We start from the raw sequence: 19697 nt of genomic DNA, 5'->3' as shown, positions 1-19697 counted from the left end.
CACGTGCAATAGCGATTTTAGACTCGTTGTTCTGGATCGCTTACTCACCTATACCCGTCGTAAAGAGTGCATCCTCATATTACCGTCCTGGGAGAATAAATGAACGTTGCCATTATGGGAGCCGGTGCTGTTGGTTGTTATTATGGTGCTATGCTTGCTTTGGCAGGGCATCGAGTGGTTTTAATCGGACGCACACCCCTTGTAGAAGCCGTCTCGACACAGGGCCTGATCCTCGAAAAGGAAGGCAAGCGTTTAGTCACGCAGGTTGAGGCCAGTACCGACCCATCGGTTGTTGCAGATGCTGATTGGATTTTAGTCTGTGTAAAATCGGGTGATACCGAGCAGGCAGGACGCGCAATTGCGCCATATATCCCAGCACCTTGTCGTGTGTTCAGCTTACAGAACGGTGTATCCAATGCCGAAACACTCGTCAGAGTTCTAGGGCGTCCTGTCACACCCGTAGTGGTCTATGTTGCCAGCCGGATGAACGGTGCAGGCGTAGTGCGCCATGAAGGCCGAGGCGATCTCGAACTGTCAGGCCAAGATTCACAGGAAATTGCCGCCCTTCTTAACGCTTGCCATATTCAAACACATGTTTCGGGTGATGTAATGAGCGCGCTCTGGGCCAAACTTGTGATTAATTGTGCCGTGAATCCACTCTCGGCCATCACGGGATTACCCTACGGTAAACTGGTGACGCTAGACGGCATACCGCAACTGATGGAAGATATTGCACATGAGGCACTAAGCGTTGCTCGCGCTGAAGGTGTGTCGGTGCCAGCCAGTGTCTTCGAAACGATTCGCACCCTTCCAATCACCATGCCCGAACAATATTCATCAACAGCACAAGATCTGATGAACGGCAAACCAACGGAAATCAATTTTCTGAATGGTGAAATTGTTCGACGAGCACACGCACATGGCATTCATGTTCCAATCAATCGCACACTGACGCTGCTGGTAAAAAGTGCTGAGGCCAAGGGTAAAGACCAGGTTTCAACAATCGGCAACACAAGCTTGCTCAGATAAAACCTCACTCCCCGACCCAGACACTCACCTCAGCATGCGCCGAAGCATCCTGTTTCAACAAATCAACCATTGAAGACACTCCCGGTTTAAGGACGGCGTCCAAGTTCCACGGTGGATTAATAATCAGCATTCCACTGCCGTACATCCCCTGTTCAGATGGCTGCTTCACATGCAACTCAGACAAAAGCATATTCCGGATACCCGTGCGTCTGAGATCCTCTAGCATAAAGCGCCAGCGGTTCGCCGGTAATAATGGATACCAAATTGCGTAAGTCCCTATTGGCCAATGCTTGTACGCCATGGTGATAAAACGAACAACCTGTTCGTATTCTTCTTTCACTTCGTAGGAAGGGTCAATCAATACTAAACCGCGATTGGGTTTGGGGGGCAATAAAGACAAGACGCCTTCATACCCGTCACGATGGTGTACAGACACACGCGGATCTCTGCGAAAATGATGTTTGAGGACGTTAACTTCGTTAGGGTGCAGCTCCATCAAGTGCAACTTGTCGGCCTCACGCGCCATGTAGGCCGCGATTGCAGGCGAGCCGGGATAGGATAGCAACTCATCGCCATTACACTGTTTTACGCACTCGAAGTAGGCTTGCAAACTCTCATTCACTGAAGGCTGCGTCCAGAGCTTTGCGATACCCTCCTTGAATTCCAGTGTCTTAAGGGCTTGATCATCCGCTAGATCATACGCCGCTTTACCGGAGTGAGTCTCAAGATAGCTCCAAGGTTTTTCCTTCCGGTTCAAGGACGTCAACAAGGCAACCAAGGTATGATGCTTATGCACATCCGCGAAATTACCCGCGTGAAAACCATGAAGATAACTTAGCATTACAGACGCCTCAGACAATCAAAAGGCGAATTTTACGTTTCTATTGACTGGATAGCAAAACTTGTCAAAAGAGGATCACAGCACCCTCTGATAGGGTTTAACCCTCCTTATGACGCTTTAAAACCAACAGATCATGAAACAAGTGTTTTTTGTGAAAATAAAAGAGGGAGCTGATATCAAGCCTTCCCCACAAGTCGTATCGCAAGACTCATGGGGAAAAGCGAGGTGTACGCAATACATTTATTTGAACGAGAATTGCTCGTTTTCAACCTCCACTTGAATCGTTGCGCCGGGCAAGTAAGCGCCCGATAAAATTTTCTGTGCCAGCGGGTTTTCAATCCATTGTTGAATTGCTCTTTTTAGTGGCCGCGCCCCATAAACAGGTTCAAAGCCGACATCCACCAATTTATTTAACGCAGCCTCTGTTAAATGAATCGAGAGGTCTTTTTCAGCGAGGCGTTTGTGTAAACGTTCTAACTGAATCTTCGCGATTCCCGCGACTTGCTCTTTGCGCAAGCTATGGAAAACAACCACCTCATCAATACGATTGATCACTTCGGGTCGGAAATGATTTCCCACCACTTCCATCACCGCCTGCTTCATCAATTGATAATCGTCATCGTCACTAAAGCCCTGAATCAGGTCAGACCCTAGATTCGATGTCATAACAACGATGGTGTTTCGGAAGTCGACCGTCCGTCCTTGCCCATCGGTTAAACGTCCATCCTCTAAGACTTGCAGCAATATATTGAATACATCTGGATGCGCCTTTTCAACTTCATCGAGCAGCAACACCGAATAAGGCTTGCGTCGCACCGCTTCAGTCAAATAACCGCCTTCCTCATAGCCGACATAGCCTGGAGGTGCGCCAATTAAGCGAGCGACCGAATGTTTCTCCATAAACTCGGACATATCAATACGAACCAACGCATCCTCTGTATCAAAGAGGAAGCCTGCTAACGCTTTACAGAGTTCTGTTTTCCCGACACCCGTTGGGCCTAAAAACAAGAAGCTACCACTGGGACGAGCCGGATCAGAGAGACCTGCTCGTGAACGCCTAACAGCATTTGCAACCGCAATCACGGCTTCATCCTGTCCCACAACGCGTCCGTGTAGAGCATCTTCCATGCGTAACAGCTTGTCGCGCTCCCCTTCCAACATTTTACTGATGGGAATGCCCGTCCAACGCGAAACGACCTCTGCGACCTCTTCTTCTGTTACCTTATTCCGTAAGAGTTGCGTTGTCTGTGCGCTGTGCTCCACTTGACTGGCCATTTTCAACTGCTTTTCGAGCTCGGGGATACGGCCGTACTGCAACTCTGCCATTTTCGCAAGATCACCGGCACGGCTGGCTTGTTCCATTTCCACTCGAGCTTGATCCAACTGCTCTTTAACACTTTGTGATCCTTGCAGGCTGGCTTTTTCAGCCTTCCACACCTCTTCTAGATCTGAAAACTCTTTTTCTAGCTTGCTGATCGTCTGTTGCAGTTCTTGCAAGCGTTTCTGGGATGCCTCATCCTTCTCTTTTTTCAACGCCTCGCGCTCCATTTTGAGCTGGATTAAGCGTCGTTCGAGACGATCCATTTCTTCTGGCTTAGAGTCCATTTCCATACGGATACGTGAACCCGCTTCGTCGATAAGGTCGATGGCCTTATCTGGCAACTGACGATCTGTAATGTAACGCTGACTTAGCTTAGCCGCTGCAACAATTGCGGAGTCTGTGATATCAACACCATGGTGAATTTCGTAGCGCTCTTTAAGGCCGCGTAAGATTGCAATGGTGTCTTCCTCTGTAGGTTCATCCACGATAACTTTCTGGAAGCGACGCTCTAACGCAGCATCCTTTTCAACGTATTGACGATACTCATCTAGCGTTGTCGCACCAACACAATGCAACTCACCACGCGCGAGTGCGGGCTTCAGCATATTGCCCGCATCCATTGAGCCTTCGCCCTTACCCGCCCCCACCATGGTATGCAACTCGTCAATGAATAAAATAATTTGACCTTCTTGTTTACTCAATTCATTCAAAACGGCTTTGAGACGCTCTTCAAACTCACCTCGAAACTTCGCGCCTGCAATCAGGGCACCCATGTCTAATGACAGTACGCGTTTGTGCTTCAAGCCCTCGGGCACTTCACCGTTAACAATGCGTTGCGCCAAACCTTCGACAATGGCGGTTTTACCCACTCCAGGCTCCCCGATCAGAACCGGGTTGTTTTTAGTGCGGCGTTGCAAAACTTGGATCGTGCGCCGAATTTCGTCATCACGGCCAATCACTGGGTCCAATTTGCCAGACTCCGCACGCTCGGTTAAATCCACACAGTATTTATCCAGAGCCTGACGATTTTGTTCGACATTGGGGTCCATGACTGCAGCCCCTCCGCGCATATTGTTAATAGCGGCCAAGAGTTTTTCACGATCCACGCCTGCCTCTTTCAACACCCGCGAGGTATCGCCCTTGTCTTCCAGCATGGACAAAAGCACAAGCTCGCTGGCCACGTACTCATCACCGCGTTGCTGGGCCATCTTGTCGGTTAAATTAAAAAGTCGAACCAGATTTTGTGAGGCACGGATATCGCCATCCGGGTTTTTAACCTGCGGCAGCTTATCCAGTGCTTCAGCTATTTTGCGCGTTAACTGAGGCAACTGAGCGCCCGCTTGGCTCAGCAATGGACGAATAGAACCATCACGCTGCTCAAGAAAGGCAACGAGCAGGTGAATCGGTTCTATGTAGTTGTGATCTTTACCAACAGCGATGGATTGTGCGTCGGATAACGCTTCTTGTAACTTTGATGTAAACTTATCGGGTCTCATTGCCCACTCCTTTAATTCATTATGGATACCCGAAACACACAGACAGGTATCAGATAGTGAATTAAATGGGGCTAATATGATCGCAATTCAAGTGGTGATTATTTAATCAGCCTTCAATCCAGATCAAACTGGCCATACGTCCAGTCTCGCCATCTCGGCGATAGGAATAGAAGTTTTCGTGGTCGGTAAACGTACAAAAGTGACCGCCGTAAACATACTTCACTCCTGCCGCATGTAAACGGATTCGTGCCAGTTCATAGATATCGGCCAACCATTTTTGATGGTCAGTAGGAGAGATAGCAAACGCACGCTTTGCTTGTGGGTGTTGTTCACAAAAGCATTGATACACTTCATCACCCACTTCGAATGCCATCGGACCAATGGCAGGGCCCAACCAAGCCACAACCTGCTTGGGATCATCAAAGATAGACAAGGTATTCTCGAGGACGCCAGCTGCCAAGCCTCGCCATCCTGCATGAGCAGCTGCAACACGCGTCGCGGCCCGGTCACAGAATAGTACAGGCAAGCAGTCCGCCGTCATAATCGCACAGGCCTCTCCGGGTTGGTTTGACCATACTGCATCTGCTTGACACTCTGGGCCCGATGCTTTGACTAGATTGATACCATGCACCTGCTCTAGCCAACGTATGGGCTGTGTTAACCCCGTCACTTGCTGAAGAATTTTTCGATTTTCCAGCACGGCCGCAGGGTCATCGCCCACATGAAGGCCTAAGTTAAACCCCGCATAGACACCTTCACTCACACCGTCATAGCGCGTCGTTGTAAAGGCGTGAATACGAGGGCTTACATCCCAATCTGCTCGTATCAGTTTCATAGCTCATAGTCATAGGTTTGAGCATCGTCTTTTAACACGGCTAACAAACGTTGGAAGTCATCCGGAAGATCGACCTCCCAACTCATTTGCTGACCCGTTTCAGGATGCCAGAGTTCAAGTTTTTTCGCATGCAAAGCCTGTCGACGAAAATGCTTAAGTACGTCTTGCATCTCTTCGCTTGCACCTTTGGGAAGACGGAAACGACCACCGTATAATGGGTCACCCACTAAAGGATAGTTGATATGAGACATATGCACACGAATTTGATGCGTCCGTCCTGTTTCTAACTTTAGACGTATATGCGTGTGCGCTCTAAATTTTTCTAAAACACGATAATGTGTAATAGCTTCCTTACCAACGCCCACAACGGCCATTTTCAGACGATTGCGCGAATGACGTGCCATTGGCTCATCAACACACCCCCCTCCGGTCATGACACCGTGCGTCACGGCTTCATATTCGCGTCCCATGCTGCGGTCTTGTAACTGCGTCACTAAGTCGGTTTGTGCGGCAATGGTTTTAGCGATTACCATCAACCCCGTAGTCTCACGATCCAAACGATGGACAATACCCGCTCGCGGCACATGTGCGATTTCAGGACAATGGTGCAAAAGGGCATTCAACAGAGTGCCATCAGCATTTCCCGCGCCCGGATGGACAACTAAACCACTGGGTTTGTTGATGACCAGTATGTGTTCATCTTCAAAGACTATGTTCAAAGGGATGGATTCAGCGGCATGGCGTTCATTCGCTTCAATTACCACCGATACTCGAATTGTCTCGCCGCCGTTCAGCTTATCCCGTGGGCGTTTGACCTCGCCGTCAACCAGCAACGTGCCCTCTTTGATCCAGCCCTGCAAGCGCGAGCGTGAATAGTCAGGAAATAGTTGCGAAACCGCCTGATCCAATCGCAGTCCAAACATTTCGGCAGGAACCTGACACACTAACTCAATTGCTTCTGACATCTATTTTAATCTTATGTAAACGGATATTTTGGGTTGGCTTCCGGTTGTGTTTTAATAGGCCGGAAAATATAGTGTCTCAGTATACCCGAATCCGGTAAAAAGTACCGAATTCACAACACATCTCAGGATATAGCAATATGCAATTTGTCAAAGTGATTTGCGCTCTGATCATCCTTAGTATGCTTTCGGCTTGCTCATGGTTTGGTCGAGACAAAACCATCCCCGACATCCCAGAGCAAGTCATCTACAACGATGCCATGAGCGCACTGGATGCCCAAAACTTCACTGGCCATTGAAAAACTTCAATTGCTTGAGGCTCGTTATCCCTTCGGTCGCTTCTCGGAGCAAGCCCAGCTCGAATTAATTTATGCTTACTTCCGCAATAATGAGCCCGCCGCTTCGCGCTCAGCGGCAGACCGCTTTATTCGACTGCACCCGAATCACGATAACATCGACTATGCTTACTACATGAAAGGCTTAACGTCGTTTGAAGAAGACCGTTCATTCTTGGCACGCTTTCTTCCTCTTGATGAGACGCAGCGAGACCCAGGAGCCGCCCTCGACTCGTTCGAAAGCTTCTCGGTTTTACTCAACCGTTACCCAGACAGTGAATACGCACCGGATACCCAGCGTCGTATGCAGTATTTAAAAAACCGCTTGGCTACCTACGAAATCCATGTTGCTAGCTTTTACATGAAGCGTGAAGCCTGGGTCGCAGCCGCCAATCGTGGACGCTATGTGGTTGAGAACTTCCAAGAAACGCCTGCCGTACCCGATGCACTGGCCATCATGGCGGAAGCCTATACCAAACTGGGTTTGGATGACTTAGCAAAAACGGCCATTGATGTACTGAGCCTCAACTATCCAGACTATATCATTCGTCCTTTCGCGCCTCAAAACTTTGACTTGCTGTATACAGCAACCTTTGGTCTGATGGGATCAATTGAGCCCGCTGTTCCAGCTCGTCCTGTTAACCCAGAGAGAGCCAGAGCCATGCGAGTCGATGGAAGTATGCAACCTGAAGGAGGCAGTCAAACTGGTGGCCGCTCATGGTTGAACCGTATTACCTTTGGTACGTTTGGTGATGACGGACGTGTAGGCGAGCCAACACAATAAATCGTAGATTGACTGAATAACGCCTTAGCTCGACTTCACACATGAGAGAAGTCGAGCTAAGGCGTTTTTGTTTACACCTAAAGAGCTAGGCTCACAGACAAGGGATGTATTGAAGGTAGCTTAAAACTCGACTCTCGTAATACTTAAATGATATGTTACGTTATAACAGTTTTAATCTTTCTACGAGGAGCCCCTATGAAACGCCCATTCATTCAATCCAGCCTTCTAGTCACAGGCCTGAGCATGTCTTGGTTTGTGCTCGCCCATCAATCTCACTCACACTCAGCGCACCCAGATCATGACCATGCCGCTTTACACGCGCACGTGCACGGTGAGGCCACTCTCGATGTGGTATTTGAAGGCAATATGCTGCTTGCAAGCTTAGAGGCACCGGCAGCCGATATTGTTGGCTTCGAGCATCTAGCGACGGATTCAGAGAGCCAAGCCAAAGTTCGCAATGCTGAAGCACAATTGAAATTGGCCGAGACCCTTTGGGCACTCCCATCGGCCGCCGCCTGCGAATTGAAAGACGTCAGCGTCAACCACGAGTTACTGGCAACATCGGACCACGATCACGATCACGATCACGATCACGATCACGATCACGATCACGATCACGATCACAAACATGATCACCATAAGCATCATGATCACACACACGGTGCAGATCACAAACATGACCATGACCATGACCATGACCATGACCATGACCAGAGCCAGCATAGTGATATTCAAGTAGAGTACAATTTTTTCTGCGAACATCCGGAACATTTACAGGCCGTTTCCATCCAACTCTTTACGTCGTTTCCATCCTTGCACAACATCAGCGTACAAATGATTACGCCACAAGGTCAGAAAGGACTTACCTTAAGCCCAACACAACCAAGGCTAACGTTTAACGAATGACACAACCCTGTTCTGTATCGCTTAACCAGCTCGTTTTTTCGTGGAAAAAAACCCACACACTGCTGAACATTGACTCGCTCACCTTGCACAAAGGTGAGCAGGTCTTTGTACAAGGCCCCTCAGGCAGCGGTAAAAGCACGCTACTAAACCTCCTAGGTGGTGTGCTTTTGCCTCATTCTGGCGAGATTTCACTCCTCGAAACGCCGCTATCAACGCTGAGTCAACGCAAACGTGATCGCTTTCGTGCTGATCACATCGGTGTGCTGTTCCAACAATTTAATCTGCTACCCTACTTGAGCGTTACCGACAATTTGCTTTTGCCTTGCCAGTTTTCTAAGCTAAGACGCGAACGCACCCTTAAGGAATACGGCAGCTTGAGCGCAGGCGCACATGCACTGCTCGAAGCACTGGATCTAGCCGACTATATTCATCACCCTCGCCCCGTTTCCCAGCTGTCCATTGGTCAACAGCAACGCGTTGCAGCGGCTCGAGCGTTAATCGGAGCTCCTGAAATCTTGCTAGCAGATGAGCCAACATCGGCACTGGATGCAGACACTCGCCATAGATTTATGAACTTACTGTTACAACAAAGTCGTCAACACAACACCACGCTTATTTTTGTCAGCCACGACTTAGAATTACGTCATCCTTTTGACCGAGTCATCGATTTAAAAACGCTCAACCCAGCCTACAGAGTGAACTGACCTATGCTCAAGCTTGCTTTACTCAGCATCTGGAACAGACGCGGCACGATTTTTTTAACGCTCCTGACCCTGTCCATAAGCGTCACGCTCTTGATGGGTGTGGAAAAGCTACGGCATGATACTCAACAGAGTTTTTTCAATACAGTATCAGGAACCGATCTGATTGTCGGTGCGCGCAGTGGATCACTCCCTCTCCTTTTGTACTCGGTGTTTGGCATTGGACAACCCACCAACAATATTCGCTGGAGCTCGTATCAACAAATTGCCTCACAAGAGGCTGTTGCCTGGACCATTCCGATTACCCTTGGTGACTCGCATCAAGGCTTCAAGGTTATTGGCACCGAAAACAGCTTTTATGAATATTTTAAATTTGGACGCCAACAGTCACTCTCAATGGCTGAAGGGCACTTCTTTGACGACCTTTTTGACGTTGTCCTAGGGGCGGAGGTAGCCAGAGCCTTGGGTTATGACCTAGGTGATTCCGTTGTGATTGCACATGGATTGGGTCGAGGTAGTTTTGCTCAACATCAAGACAAGCCGTTTAAAGTCGCTGGTATTCTCAATGCAACCGGTACTCCAATTGACCGCAATCTGTTTATCAGCTTGGCGGCTTGGGAGGCGATTCACATTGACTGGAGGGCTGGTACACGCATCCCCGGCATGAACTTGGATGCAGAGACAGTTCGGACGCGTGATCTCACCCCAAAAGAACTGACGGCCTTCATGGTAGGGCTTAAATCCCCCATGGCAACGTTCCATATGCAACGTGCATCAACACCTATCGAACAGAACCACTTCAGGCAATTCTGCCAGGTGTTGCATTGCAAGAGCTCTGGCAGGTTCTGTCCATCGCCGAAAAATCCCTATTAATCGTTTCGGCCTGTGTCATTTTTGCAAGTCTCACAGGGATGTTGGGTATACTGCTCACCAGCCTGAACGAGCGCCGACGCGAGCTGGCTATATTGCGGGCGGTCGGTGCAGGCCCCCTTCGAATCATGGCGTTATTGCTCAGTGAGTCGGTATTTTTAACCCTGCTCGCCTCTGTACTCGGCGTAGGCATGATGTATCTGCTGGTTTTTTGTTTTCAAGATTGGATTGCACTTGAATACGGAGTCTTCTTGACGCTTAATGGCCTCACTCCTGACCAGTTTCGCTTATTGCTGTGGATTCAGCTCGCAGGATTGATCACGGGACTGATTCCAGCCATTAAGGCCTATTACTACACATTAATTGATGGCCTAACGCCAAAAATATAATCGAGACAGAACATCATGCGCTTTTGGATATTGATGATATTGCTGATTCCACTGGCTTTTCCCTATGCCACGGCCCAAACACCTAGTGAGACAAGCGCAACGGAGCTGATGTGGGACGATCTCATGCCTGAGGACTATACACTCAGTTTATATGACCTATTTGGTGAAAGTGCAAACACCTTTGACTCGCTCGATAGCTTGGATGACTTCAGCCCCGAAGCGGAAGCACTCATGGATCGGATGCTGCAGGTTTTGGCATCAGCGCCTGTCCGAGAAGAACTAGACGGTCAAATCATCCGCATTCCTGGGTTTGTTGTACCCTTAGAAGCCGATATGAATCGGGTAACGCGTTTCTTTCTCGTACCCTATTTCGGGGCTTGCATTCATGTTCCACCTCCGCCCTCAAACCAAATCATTAATGTTCACTTTGAACCGGGCACACGGGTCGACAGTCTGTATGATGCCATATGGATCGAAGGACGCTTGAGCACAGAAACGTTTAATCATGAGATGGGAACATCAGGCTATACGGTTGAAGCCGTTATCATTGAGCCGTATGACTTTGATGAAGCAGAGGAAGGCGAATGGTAAATTCGCCCTGCCATTATAGAACCTGACTACTCTCCAGCACGCCAGCCCGATGTAATCGGGTAGCGCCGGTCTCGTCCAAAGCCTCTTTGAGTGACCCTAGGGCCAATTGCGGCTTGACGACGCTTGTACTCATTTATATCCACCAAGCGGATAACCCTGTTCACCACCTCTGGTGCAAAACCGAGTGCAATAATCGCGTCGGCACTGAAATCCTGCTCAATATATAGCGCCAGTATCTCATCCAATACATCGTAATCAGGCAATGAATCCTGATCCGTTTGGTTAGGTGCCAATTCGGCTGAAGGCGCTCGATCAATCACGCGTTGAGGAATAATTACAGAACGCTGGTTACGATACGAGGCCAAACGATAGACCCACGTTTTGGATACATCCTTAAGAACATCAAAACCACCTGCCATATCTCCGTATAACGTGGAATACCCTACAGCCACTTCACTTTTGTTGCCTGTGGTCAACACCAAAGACCCTGTTTTATTGGAAATGGCCATCAACAGCACACCCCGACAACGTGCCTGAAGATTCTCTTCCGTCGTATCGGCATTGAGCCCTTGGAAACGATCACTCAGTTGCGACATAAAGGTGTCATAAATCGGTTCGATGGAAATAGCACTGTACTTAACCCCCATCAACTGAGCTTGCCGTTCGGCATCCTCAACGCTCATAGATGAGGTGTATCGAAACGGCATCATCACCACCTCTACTTTGTCAGCTCCTAACGCATCCACCGCAATAGCGGCGGTCAAGGCCGAATCGATGCCGCCCGACAGCCCCAGCACAACACCTTTGAATCCATTTTTATGAACATAGTCTCGAACCCCCAGCACCAGTGCAGAATAAAGACTGTCTTCATCATCTGGCATGATGGCCGATGGCTCAACTGGGTTTACTCGGCCCTCCCATAAGTCCACATCCGTATACGAAAGGCTTTCTTCAAAATGTGCTGCCAAATAGCACAGCGACCCTTCACCATTCACCACCATCGATCCGCCGTCAAACACCAACTCATCTTGGGCGCCCACTTGATTGACATAAAAGACCGGTGCCGCACAGGCCTGAGCACAGGCCCGCACAACTTCTAAGCGCTCTTTTACCTTGCCCTGATGAAAAGGTGAGGCATTCAGACTCAACACCAGATTAACCCCTTGCGCTTTTAACTGCTCCACTGGGGCACTGTGCCAAATATCTTCGCAAATACTTAAACCGACCTTGTACCCCTTGTACTCGAATACACCTGGCTGCTCACCCGGCGAAAAGTAGCGACGCTCATCAAATACCTGATAATTGGGTAAACATTGTTTCGAGTATTCAAACAGCACAACACCGTCACGAATAACAGCGGCATGATTGTACAACTGTCCGTTTTTATGAGCAGGATAGCCGACAACAAGGGTAATCCCTTGAACCTGTACTTTAAGTGCCAAAAGGGCTTTTTCGATTCGTGTTTCTAGACTCGGGCGAAGTAACAAATCCTCCGGAGGATACCCTGAAAGGGCTAATTCAGAGCAAACCAAAATATCCGCTTGCTCCTCATCGCGCGCCTTGCAGGCGGCCACTATGATTTTTTCTGTATTACCAGGTATATCACCTACCAGAAAATTTAGCTGGGCCATAGCGACCCGCAACTGTGTGCTCATGCCGATGTCGTATCCATTACTGAAAGGGTTACTAAAATACACTCGCTATTTTGCATGGTTTATCTGCCCAGAGCCAGACCTTGACTCACCTATCCCAGACTTGTGTCAATAACCTACGGACTCACGCCGAACACGACCCGCCAAGGAGATAACTAAATTATAGCCCTTGTCTTGATTGACTGAGCGCACTCGAAACGTGCCATTCGAATACCCCGTCACCGTTCCATCCGCTTGATACGTCAGACTATCACCCCGATTCCAAAGAACCTGCCCATTTCCCGAGAAAAAATGGACCCTTAAGACTTCGTCATTCAAGGGGTCATATTGACGACTCTGATGAGTATCAATAAAAACCAATACGCCGAACCATTCAGAGCCACCATTGATCTCGTGCCCCACACATTCTAATCCATTCAACGTTCGGCATAGGGTGACCGATTGTCGATGTGTCACAGCTTGTATTCTGGCATAGGACAAGAGCGACACTAAATCCAATGCCCTTGTTTCTTGCCTCATCTTTTCCGACATATCTGAAAATGCAGGCACTCCCTGCAGTAACAAAATGGCTAGCAACAACAGTGTCACCATCAGCTCAAGCAACGTGTACCCCCGCATCCTGAAGGCACTCATATCAGCTCCAACCAGTCGCGAACGACAATCACGTTTTGCGGGTTCTTCTGATCTAAAGTCACTCGAACCTGCTTAAGTACTTCCGCACGCTCGTGGGTGATCACTCCGCCCTGGATAACAAAGCGTAGTTTAGACCCGAGAACTTCAACCTGGGTGTAATCAATCTCTGAGAAAAATACAGCGTTATACTCATCTGACGGCCATTCATATCGAATAGAGTCCGTTGCTACATTGATGCCATTCTGCATAATCTCCGGATATTGACGCACCAATTCTGCAACCCCCAGCTGAATGGCAATCAATGCATCCTGATGAAAACGGGCTGACACGCTCATTCGCTGCTGAAGCTGCGCCTGCTGAGCCGATCCCATGACAACCATCGATATCATGCTAATGAACACTAACACCATTAACAGCACGGTTCCTTCTTGCTTCATTCGTCGCATATCACACCTCCCTGTGCTTATGGGAATTCTCTTAACGTTGCTGTAAATCGATGCCCCTCACTCCACATCAAGTCTAGATCAAACAACACCATCACTATGGGATCACAACAACTGGGCACACTCTCAATCTTCGAGAGATCCTCTAGAGATTCTGAATGCACATAGGCAAAGTTAAGTGAGGTGATGCCCTGTATTAAGGCTTGGCCGTTGCATCTAAGCTGATCTTGCTCCACTGCATAATGCTCGTGATATATCTGATTTTCTGACTGCAACTGACCCAAGCAGTTTCGAGCCCCCTCACCGCTCTGCAAGGTCAAAAACAACTCAAACTCATTACTGGTCAGCTCCACTCCTTGTGCCTGACGCACACTGCTGCGCAGTCGCTCCACAACAAAACGCAAGGCTTCTTGATCACGATCAATCAGCTGTTGGTAACGCCACGTCTGTGTGGACGAAACTAGCAAAAGACTCACCATCAGCAGGATAAAACTCCCTAACACCAAGGAAAGCAACAGTTCGGTCAAGGTAAATCCGTGTTGCTTCATCAGGAGCACTCCGCCCACTCAATCGGTAAGACTAAGGACTCACCTTGGCGTTGAGCACGTATCCACAGGCCTTGAGCATTGGCACGTGTATTAATCGTCTCAAACAAGTCCTGTGTGACGGTCGCCTCCAACCACTGATCGACAATCTGAGTATAGTGTAGGTTTGGGTGGCATCGTGCAGCCCACAATGACTCATTCAAGTCGGATAAGTACACCTGTGCGCGTGTCATGTGATAGCGGTTCAAGCTGGTCCCAAGCGAGGCTAATTGAAAATGGGTAATTACCAAGCAGCCAGTGCTCAGCAAAGCCAACGCCAACATGACCTCAAGTAAACCTAAACCGCGTTGAGGAGATCTTGCCTTGGGCAAGGCGGCAATAGAGAGACGCTGCGGGAAGCGTCTAAACGACGCAATGAAAATAGACATTTTGAATCATCCTTGATTTATGAAAGAAAGAAGCGAATCCTTGCTTCTTAATCGTGATTAACCTTAGACAAAGCGCCAAAGATTTTCAAGCCCTCTAGATGCATCAAGAAGACGGTGTACAGGGTTGAACATCCAACACTTTGACTTCAAACAGTAAGGTCTGGCCCGCTAAAGGGTGATTAAAATCAACCGTCACTTTCGAATCATCAAACTCAGTAATCACACCCGGCACCTCTCCGCCTGGCTCCTGAAATGAGACAACCAAGCCTGGCTCCAGGGTCAAACTCGAAAACTGACTGCGCGGCATCACTTGGATATTGGATGGGTTATGCATCCCAAATCCGCGCTCCGGCGCGATCGTCAAATCCATATGATCCCCCACCTTCAAGCCAACCAGTGCTTGTTCAAAACCATCGGGTAAATTGCCATCCCCAAAAACAAATCGTGCAGGCTGCGACGCAAAATTCGAGTCGACCACCTGACCGTCTTGCAGCTTAATTGCAAAGTGTAAGGTAACCTCTGTACCCTCACCGATGACATACTCACTCATTTTAAACCCTCTTCAGACGACGATGTCATCAATTTCCGACGTTCTGCCAAAAACAACATATCAATGATCAACAACAATGCACCTAAAGTGATCGCTGTGTCGGCAAGATTGAAGGCTGGGAAGTACCAGCCACCATAATGCAACGAAATAAAGTCAACAACATACCCATGAATGATACGGTCATACAGGTTTCCTAGAGCTCCCCCTAACACCAAAGCGAGTGCTAAACGCATCCACCACTCTTGCGCGGGCGTCCGCTTTAGCCAGACCAAGAGGAAGACGCTCATGCCGATCGCGATCCCTGCAAAAAACCAACGCTGCCATCCTCCAGCACCGGCCAAGAAGCTAAATGCCGCGCCGTAGTTGTAAAGCAAGGTTAAGTCGAAAAAAGGCAGAATTGGTACAGGCTGCGCATAGATCAATGCCGCATCGGCCCAGTATTTGGTGCCTAAATCCAATACAATCACTAACACCGTTATCCATAACCAGCGCAAAGCGCTGGTTGAGTTGTTTACATCAGTCACAGCCCGTTCCTGTTTTAAGCAAAGTGACGCACTTCACCAGCACCCACGACATTGTCAACACAGCGACCACAGAGCTCTGGATGCTCTTCATGCTGACCGACATCCTCACGATGATGCCAGCAACGTGTACACTTAGGTTGCTCAGACGCTTTGATCTGGACTTTTAGACCCGCAAGGTCCGTTGAGCGTGCATCAACTGCATCCTCAATGGATTGCAACTGCGCCGACGACGTGATGAGGACGAAGCGCAACTCATTGTCGAGCTTCGATAACAGTTGCTGTAACCTGTCATCCACATACAACACCACCTCTGTCGCAAGCGATGCCTTGACTAACTTTTCATTACGGGCCTCTTCAAGACACTTATTAACGGCATCTTTGACAGCCATAATTTGCTGCCAGTAGGCATCATTCATTTCGACGGTATCGTCTAGACGGAATAAGCCATCGTACCAAGTGGTCAATAGCACGCTCTCACGACGTTCACCCGGCAACACTTCATAAATTTCTTCCGCTGTGAAGCTTAAGATAGGTGCAATCCAGCGAGTCAGCGCCTCTGCTATGTGGTACAGCGCCGTTTGACATGAACGGCGTGGCAAACTCTCTCCTTGCGTGGTGTATTGACGGTCCTTGATAATATCAAGGTAAAAACCACCTAACTCTTGTACACAGAAGTTGTGCACCAGTTGATAGACCTCCAAGAAACGGTAATGTTCATACGCGGCACAAATTTTCTCTTGTAAACGAGCGGTTGCATCAACCGCCCAGCGATCAAGCGCCAACATATACTGAGGCGCAACCAGGTCGCTGTCAGGATTAAAGCCATTTAAATTCGCCATCAAGAAACGAGCGGTATTGCGTATACGACGATAGGCATCCGATGTCCGCTGCAAAATTTGCTTAGAAACGGCCATTTCTCCCGAGTAATCCGTCGCAGCTACCCATAAACGCAAAATATCTGCACCCATGCTGTCTGTTACTTCCTGGGGTGCGATCACATTCCCCAAGGACTTAGACATTTTGTAGCCCTTCTCATCGACCACAAAACCGTGCGTCAAGACTTGTTTGTAAGGTGCCACACCATTAATGGCAATCGATGTTTTTAAGGACGACTGGAACCAGCCACGATGCTGATCCGATCCTTCTAAATACATGTCGGCTGGAAAGGTTAACTCTTCTCGCTTGCGTAAAACAGAATGGTGAGTGACACCCGAATCAAACCACACATCCAGCGTATCAGTCACTTTATCGTACTGCTCGGCATCGGCCCCCAATAGCGCTTGTGCATCCAGTTCGAACCAAGCATCTATACCTTCAAGCTCAATTTTTTCAGCCACTTGCTCAAGCAGTGTCAACGTATCCGGGTGCAGCTCACCCGTTTGCTTGTGTGTAAACACGGTGATCGGGACACCCCAGGTCCGTTGACGTGATACACACCAATCTGGGCTCTGTTCAAACATACCCTCGATACGTGCCTGCCCCCAATCCGGGAACCACTGCACACCTTTGATGGCCTCTAAGGCATCACGTCTTAGGTGTTTATCATCCATTGAAATAAACCACTGGGGCGTGGCTCGATAGATCAATGGCGTTTTTGTGCGCCAGCAATGCGGATAGCTGTGTTGGAACTTTTTCAAGTGCACCAGCTTGCCTTCGCGTGTTAGGGCATCGGTGATCGGCTCATCGGCTTTGTACACATGCAACCCAGCAAACTCACCCGCACCCTCAGTGTAGGTGCCATTGGCTTGCACTAAATTGAGTGTTTCAAGACCATAGGCCTGACCGACCACAAAGTCTTCCATACCATGATCAGGGGCTGTATGCACAGCGCCTGTACCCGCATCAGTCGTCACATGATCGCCCAAAATGACGGGGACCTCACGCGCAAACAGTGGGTGGTGCAACAAACGCCCTTCGAGCGCTTGCCCGGAACAACGGCCTAACACTGTAAACTGCTGAATACCCCAACGTGCCATGATGTCGTCCACCATGTCAGCAGCAAGCACCAGACGTTCACGGCCTTGATTAATGGCAACATCAACCAAGGCATAGTCCAATTCCGCGTTCAAGGATACCGCTTGGTTCGCAGGGATGGTCCAAGGCGTCGTTGTCCAGATGACAAGAGATACCGACCCTTCACCCGCGTCTGAAGCAAATAAATCCACAGTAGATGCTTGATCAACGAAGGTGAAGCGCACATCAATCGCGGTGGATGTTTTTTCTTGATACTCCACCTCTGCTTCAGCCAAGGCTGACTGACCGACAACGCTCCAATAAACGGGCTTGTACCCCTTGACCAAATGGCCGTTCTCAATGATGCGCCCTAACGCACGCACAATATTGGCTTCAGTCTCAAAGTTCATTGTTAAGTACGGGTTGTCCCAATCACCGATCACCCCCAAACGAATGAAGTCAGCCTTTTGCCCAGCCACTTGTTCACTGGCATATTCACGGCACTTCTGACGGAAATCACGGTAAGGCACTTTATCGCCAGCACGACCAATCATCGTTTCCACTTTGTGTTCGATCGGCAAGCCATGGCAATCCCAACCTGGGACATAGGGCGCATCGAAACCACTGAGTGTTTTAGATTTTACAATCATATCCTTGATGACTTTATTCACCGCATGTCCAATATGAATACTGCCATTGGCATACGGAGGGCCATCGTGCAGGATGAACTTTGGACGACCTTGACCTTCAGCGCGCAATTTTGCATAGAGGTCCATTTCAGACCAGCGTGCCAAGCGCTCGGGTTCACGTTGAGGCAAGTTACCACGCATCGGGAACTCTGTTTCAGGCAAGTTCAGTGTCGGTTTATAATCAGTCATATCTGTTCGCTTCCGGAGATGGGTTTAGCCCCGGCTTGCAGCGCAAACCATTCACGGGCCAGATCTAGATCAAAATTAATTTGTGTTTTGAGGGCATCAAGCCCATCAAAGCGCTTTTCAGGGCGAAGGAAGTGCAAAAAACGCACCTGCATCAACTGCCCATAAAGCTGCTGATCGATATCAAACAAATGGGCCTCAAGCACAGGCAAGCGTCCATTGACCGTTGGCCGCATGCCCACATTGCAAATGGCGGGATAGTCTCGGCCTTGCACTCGCGCCAATACGGTATACACACCCTGCAAAGGGCATCGAAACCGGTGCATACGAACATTGGCGGTTGGTACACCTAATTGGCGACCAAGTTTTTGTCCATGAACCACACGCCCTGTGACCGTATAGGGGCGACCTAACAAACGTTCACTGAGCTCAAAGTCGCCTCGCATCAAGGACTCTCGGATGCGGGTACTACTAACACGCTGATCCTCTATTTCGAAGGTGTGGGTATGCTCAACACTAAAGCCATGCGCATGCCCCGCCGCTTCAAGCATGGTGTAATCCCCTGAGCGATCACAGCCAAAACGGAAATCATCTCCCACAACAAAGTGTTTGACCTTCAAACCATTTAGCAAGAGTTCATCGACAAATGCTTGAGCAGACATCGCCCTGAGTCGACTGTTAAAGGTTAAGCATAATACGCGATCCACGCCTTGCTTTTCGAGCAAGCGCACTTTTTCATCGAAGCGTGTCAAGCGTGGGGGAGCATCATTGCCTGCAAAAAACTCACGCGGCTGCGGTTCAAAAATAATCACAACACTCGGCAGATTATGCAACTGGGCCTGTTCTTTGACTTGATCGAGGACTTTTTGATGGCCTAAATGAACGCCATCAAAATTACCAATCGTCGCAACGCAACCACGATGTTTATCCCGCAGATTGTGTAACCCTCGAATTAATTCCATATGCACACGCTTCAATATAAAAAATCTAAGGGACGAATTATAGCGTAAATGCAATCACTTTATCAGCCCTGC

Annotated in this window: 21 protein-coding genes; 8 read left to right on the top strand and 13 right to left on the bottom strand. The window is 49.0% G+C overall.

Annotation, left to right across the window (positions count from 1 at the left end; all coding sequences use genetic code 11):
* Nucleotides 1–99: 99 nt before the first annotated feature.
* The gene (locus D791_RS12525) at nt 100–1029 is read left to right on the top strand and encodes a ketopantoate reductase family protein (RefSeq protein ID WP_051514491.1); all 930 of its coding nucleotides are present in this window, start codon (nt 100–102) and stop codon (nt 1027–1029) included.
* A gap of 4 nt (nt 1030–1033) precedes the next feature.
* On the opposite strand, the gene D791_RS12520 is transcribed toward D791_RS12525, so the two are convergent.
* From D791_RS12520 to rluD, 4 genes are all read right to left on the bottom strand, one after another.
* On the bottom strand, nt 1034–1870 hold the full coding sequence (locus D791_RS12520) for a 23S rRNA (adenine(2030)-N(6))-methyltransferase RlmJ (protein ID WP_036512145.1): 837 nt from the start codon (nt 1868–1870) through the stop codon (nt 1034–1036).
* A gap of 240 nt (nt 1871–2110) precedes the next feature.
* On the bottom strand, nt 2111–4687 hold the full coding sequence (clpB, locus tag D791_RS12515) for an ATP-dependent chaperone ClpB (protein WP_036512143.1): 2577 nt from the start codon (nt 4685–4687) through the stop codon (nt 2111–2113).
* A 106-nt stretch (nt 4688–4793) separates the two neighbouring features.
* Nucleotides 4794–5522 (bottom strand): peptidoglycan editing factor PgeF, encoded by a 729-nt coding sequence (gene pgeF, locus D791_RS12510; RefSeq protein ID WP_036512141.1) that lies wholly within the window; start codon nt 5520–5522, stop codon nt 4794–4796.
* Nucleotides 5519–6487 carry a 23S rRNA pseudouridine(1911/1915/1917) synthase RluD gene (gene rluD / locus D791_RS12505; protein WP_036512139.1) on the bottom strand — a complete coding sequence of 323 codons (969 nt, stop codon included), beginning with the start codon at nt 6485–6487 and terminating at the stop codon, nt 5519–5521. Before rluD ends, pgeF begins: the two co-directional genes overlap by 4 nt.
* 137 nt (nt 6488–6624) lie before the next feature.
* Between rluD and D791_RS21035 the strand changes: the two genes are divergently transcribed.
* From D791_RS21035 to D791_RS12480, 7 genes are all read left to right on the top strand, one after another.
* Nucleotides 6625–6783 carry a hypothetical protein gene (locus tag D791_RS21035; RefSeq protein WP_237748637.1) on the top strand — a complete coding sequence of 53 codons (159 nt, stop codon included), beginning with the start codon at nt 6625–6627 and terminating at the stop codon, nt 6781–6783.
* A complete protein-coding gene (locus D791_RS12500; RefSeq protein ID WP_237748636.1) occupies nt 6758–7603 on the top strand; it encodes an outer membrane protein assembly factor BamD in 846 nt (281 codons plus the stop codon). Before D791_RS21035 ends, D791_RS12500 begins: the two co-directional genes overlap by 26 nt.
* Nucleotides 7604–7798: 195 nt before the next feature.
* Nucleotides 7799–8509, top strand: a complete 711-nt coding sequence (gene zrgA / locus D791_RS12495; protein WP_051514490.1) for a zinc uptake protein ZrgA — start codon at nt 7799–7801, stop codon at nt 8507–8509.
* Entirely contained in the window at nt 8506–9213 is a 708-nt protein-coding gene (locus tag D791_RS12490) for an ABC transporter ATP-binding protein (RefSeq protein WP_036512136.1), read from the top strand. Before zrgA ends, D791_RS12490 begins: the two co-directional genes overlap by 4 nt.
* A gap of 3 nt (nt 9214–9216) precedes the next feature.
* Nucleotides 9217–10083, top strand: a complete 867-nt coding sequence (locus D791_RS12485; RefSeq protein ID WP_337588647.1) for an ABC transporter permease — start codon at nt 9217–9219, stop codon at nt 10081–10083.
* The gene (locus D791_RS21805) at nt 10035–10469 is read left to right on the top strand and encodes an ABC transporter permease (RefSeq protein WP_337588646.1); all 435 of its coding nucleotides are present in this window, start codon (nt 10035–10037) and stop codon (nt 10467–10469) included. Before D791_RS12485 ends, D791_RS21805 begins: the two co-directional genes overlap by 49 nt.
* A 15-nt stretch (nt 10470–10484) precedes the next feature.
* On the top strand, nt 10485–11060 hold the full coding sequence (locus D791_RS12480) for a DUF3299 domain-containing protein (RefSeq protein WP_036512134.1): 576 nt from the start codon (nt 10485–10487) through the stop codon (nt 11058–11060).
* Nucleotides 11061–11086: 26 nt separating this feature from the next.
* Here the strand turns inward: D791_RS12480 and D791_RS12475 are convergent, their stop codons facing one another.
* From D791_RS12475 to ribF, 9 genes are all read right to left on the bottom strand, one after another.
* The gene (locus D791_RS12475) at nt 11087–12715 is read right to left on the bottom strand and encodes an NAD+ synthase (RefSeq protein WP_051514489.1); all 1629 of its coding nucleotides are present in this window, start codon (nt 12713–12715) and stop codon (nt 11087–11089) included.
* Nucleotides 12716–12820: 105 nt separating this feature from the next.
* Nucleotides 12821–13345 carry a GspH/FimT family protein gene (locus D791_RS19060; RefSeq protein ID WP_051514488.1) on the bottom strand — a complete coding sequence of 175 codons (525 nt, stop codon included), beginning with the start codon at nt 13343–13345 and terminating at the stop codon, nt 12821–12823.
* Complete coding sequence (locus D791_RS12465; RefSeq protein ID WP_036512132.1) at nt 13342–13791, bottom strand: pilus assembly PilX family protein; 450 nt, start codon at nt 13789–13791, stop codon at nt 13342–13344. The genes D791_RS19060 and D791_RS12465 overlap by 4 nt, the downstream gene beginning before the upstream one ends.
* A gap of 17 nt (nt 13792–13808) precedes the next feature.
* Nucleotides 13809–14336: a prepilin-type N-terminal cleavage/methylation domain-containing protein gene (locus tag D791_RS12460; RefSeq protein ID WP_036512129.1), complete on the bottom strand. Its 528-nt coding sequence runs from the start codon at nt 14334–14336 to the stop codon at nt 13809–13811.
* Complete coding sequence (locus D791_RS12455; RefSeq protein WP_036512127.1) at nt 14336–14761, bottom strand: type IV pilus modification PilV family protein; 426 nt, start codon at nt 14759–14761, stop codon at nt 14336–14338. Before D791_RS12455 ends, D791_RS12460 begins: the two co-directional genes overlap by 1 nt.
* A gap of 103 nt (nt 14762–14864) precedes the next feature.
* Nucleotides 14865–15311, bottom strand: a complete 447-nt coding sequence (locus D791_RS12450; RefSeq protein WP_036512125.1) for an FKBP-type peptidyl-prolyl cis-trans isomerase — start codon at nt 15309–15311, stop codon at nt 14865–14867.
* Nucleotides 15308–15835 (bottom strand): signal peptidase II, encoded by a 528-nt coding sequence (gene lspA, locus D791_RS12445; protein WP_036512122.1) that lies wholly within the window; start codon nt 15833–15835, stop codon nt 15308–15310. The genes D791_RS12450 and lspA overlap by 4 nt, the downstream gene beginning before the upstream one ends.
* A gap of 14 nt (nt 15836–15849) precedes the next feature.
* On the bottom strand, nt 15850–18666 hold the full coding sequence (ileS, locus tag D791_RS12440; RefSeq protein WP_036512120.1) for an isoleucine--tRNA ligase: 2817 nt from the start codon (nt 18664–18666) through the stop codon (nt 15850–15852).
* Nucleotides 18663–19625: a bifunctional riboflavin kinase/FAD synthetase gene (gene ribF / locus D791_RS12435; protein ID WP_036512118.1), complete on the bottom strand. Its 963-nt coding sequence runs from the start codon at nt 19623–19625 to the stop codon at nt 18663–18665. The genes ileS and ribF overlap by 4 nt, the downstream gene beginning before the upstream one ends.
* Nucleotides 19626–19697 lie beyond the last annotated feature (72 nt).

Origin of the sequence: Nitrincola nitratireducens (genome assembly GCF_000585235.1) — a bacterium.
Classification (GTDB): Bacteria; Pseudomonadota; Gammaproteobacteria; order Pseudomonadales; family Balneatricaceae; genus Nitrincola; species Nitrincola alkalisediminis.
The sequence above is the reverse complement of the archived record's forward strand: the minus strand, read 5'-3'. Positions and strand labels throughout refer to the sequence as shown.

Bases quoted from the DNA above. Each gene is read 5' to 3' on its own strand.
- D791_RS12525 (WP_051514491.1), top strand. From the start codon at position 100: ATGAACGTTGCCATTATGGGAGCCGGTGCTGTTGGTTGTTATTATGGT.
- D791_RS12520 (WP_036512145.1), bottom strand. From the start codon at position 1,870: ATGCTAAGTTATCTTCATGGTTTTCACGCGGGTAATTTCGCGGATGTG.
- clpB (WP_036512143.1), bottom strand. From the start codon at position 4,687: ATGAGACCCGATAAGTTTACATCAAAGTTACAAGAAGCGTTATCCGAC.
- pgeF (WP_036512141.1), bottom strand. From the start codon at position 5,522: ATGAAACTGATACGAGCAGATTGGGATGTAAGCCCTCGTATTCACGCC.
- rluD (WP_036512139.1), bottom strand. From the start codon at position 6,487: ATGTCAGAAGCAATTGAGTTAGTGTGTCAGGTTCCTGCCGAAATGTTT.
- D791_RS21035 (WP_237748637.1), top strand. From the start codon at position 6,625: ATGCAATTTGTCAAAGTGATTTGCGCTCTGATCATCCTTAGTATGCTT.
- D791_RS12500 (WP_237748636.1), top strand. From the start codon at position 6,758: ATGCCCAAAACTTCACTGGCCATTGAAAAACTTCAATTGCTTGAGGCT.
- zrgA (WP_051514490.1), top strand. From the start codon at position 7,799: ATGAAACGCCCATTCATTCAATCCAGCCTTCTAGTCACAGGCCTGAGC.
- D791_RS12490 (WP_036512136.1), top strand. From the start codon at position 8,506: ATGACACAACCCTGTTCTGTATCGCTTAACCAGCTCGTTTTTTCGTGG.
- D791_RS12485 (WP_337588647.1), top strand. From the start codon at position 9,217: ATGCTCAAGCTTGCTTTACTCAGCATCTGGAACAGACGCGGCACGATT.
- D791_RS12480 (WP_036512134.1), top strand. From the start codon at position 10,485: ATGCGCTTTTGGATATTGATGATATTGCTGATTCCACTGGCTTTTCCC.
- D791_RS12475 (WP_051514489.1), bottom strand. From the start codon at position 12,715: ATGAGCACACAGTTGCGGGTCGCTATGGCCCAGCTAAATTTTCTGGTA.
- D791_RS19060 (WP_051514488.1), bottom strand. From the start codon at position 13,345: ATGAGTGCCTTCAGGATGCGGGGGTACACGTTGCTTGAGCTGATGGTG.
- D791_RS12465 (WP_036512132.1), bottom strand. From the start codon at position 13,791: ATGCGACGAATGAAGCAAGAAGGAACCGTGCTGTTAATGGTGTTAGTG.
- D791_RS12460 (WP_036512129.1), bottom strand. From the start codon at position 14,336: ATGAAGCAACACGGATTTACCTTGACCGAACTGTTGCTTTCCTTGGTG.
- D791_RS12455 (WP_036512127.1), bottom strand. From the start codon at position 14,761: ATGTCTATTTTCATTGCGTCGTTTAGACGCTTCCCGCAGCGTCTCTCT.
- D791_RS12450 (WP_036512125.1), bottom strand. From the start codon at position 15,311: ATGAGTGAGTATGTCATCGGTGAGGGTACAGAGGTTACCTTACACTTT.
- ileS (WP_036512120.1), bottom strand. From the start codon at position 18,666: ATGACTGATTATAAACCGACACTGAACTTGCCTGAAACAGAGTTCCCG.
- ribF (WP_036512118.1), bottom strand. From the start codon at position 19,625: ATGGAATTAATTCGAGGGTTACACAATCTGCGGGATAAACATCGTGGT.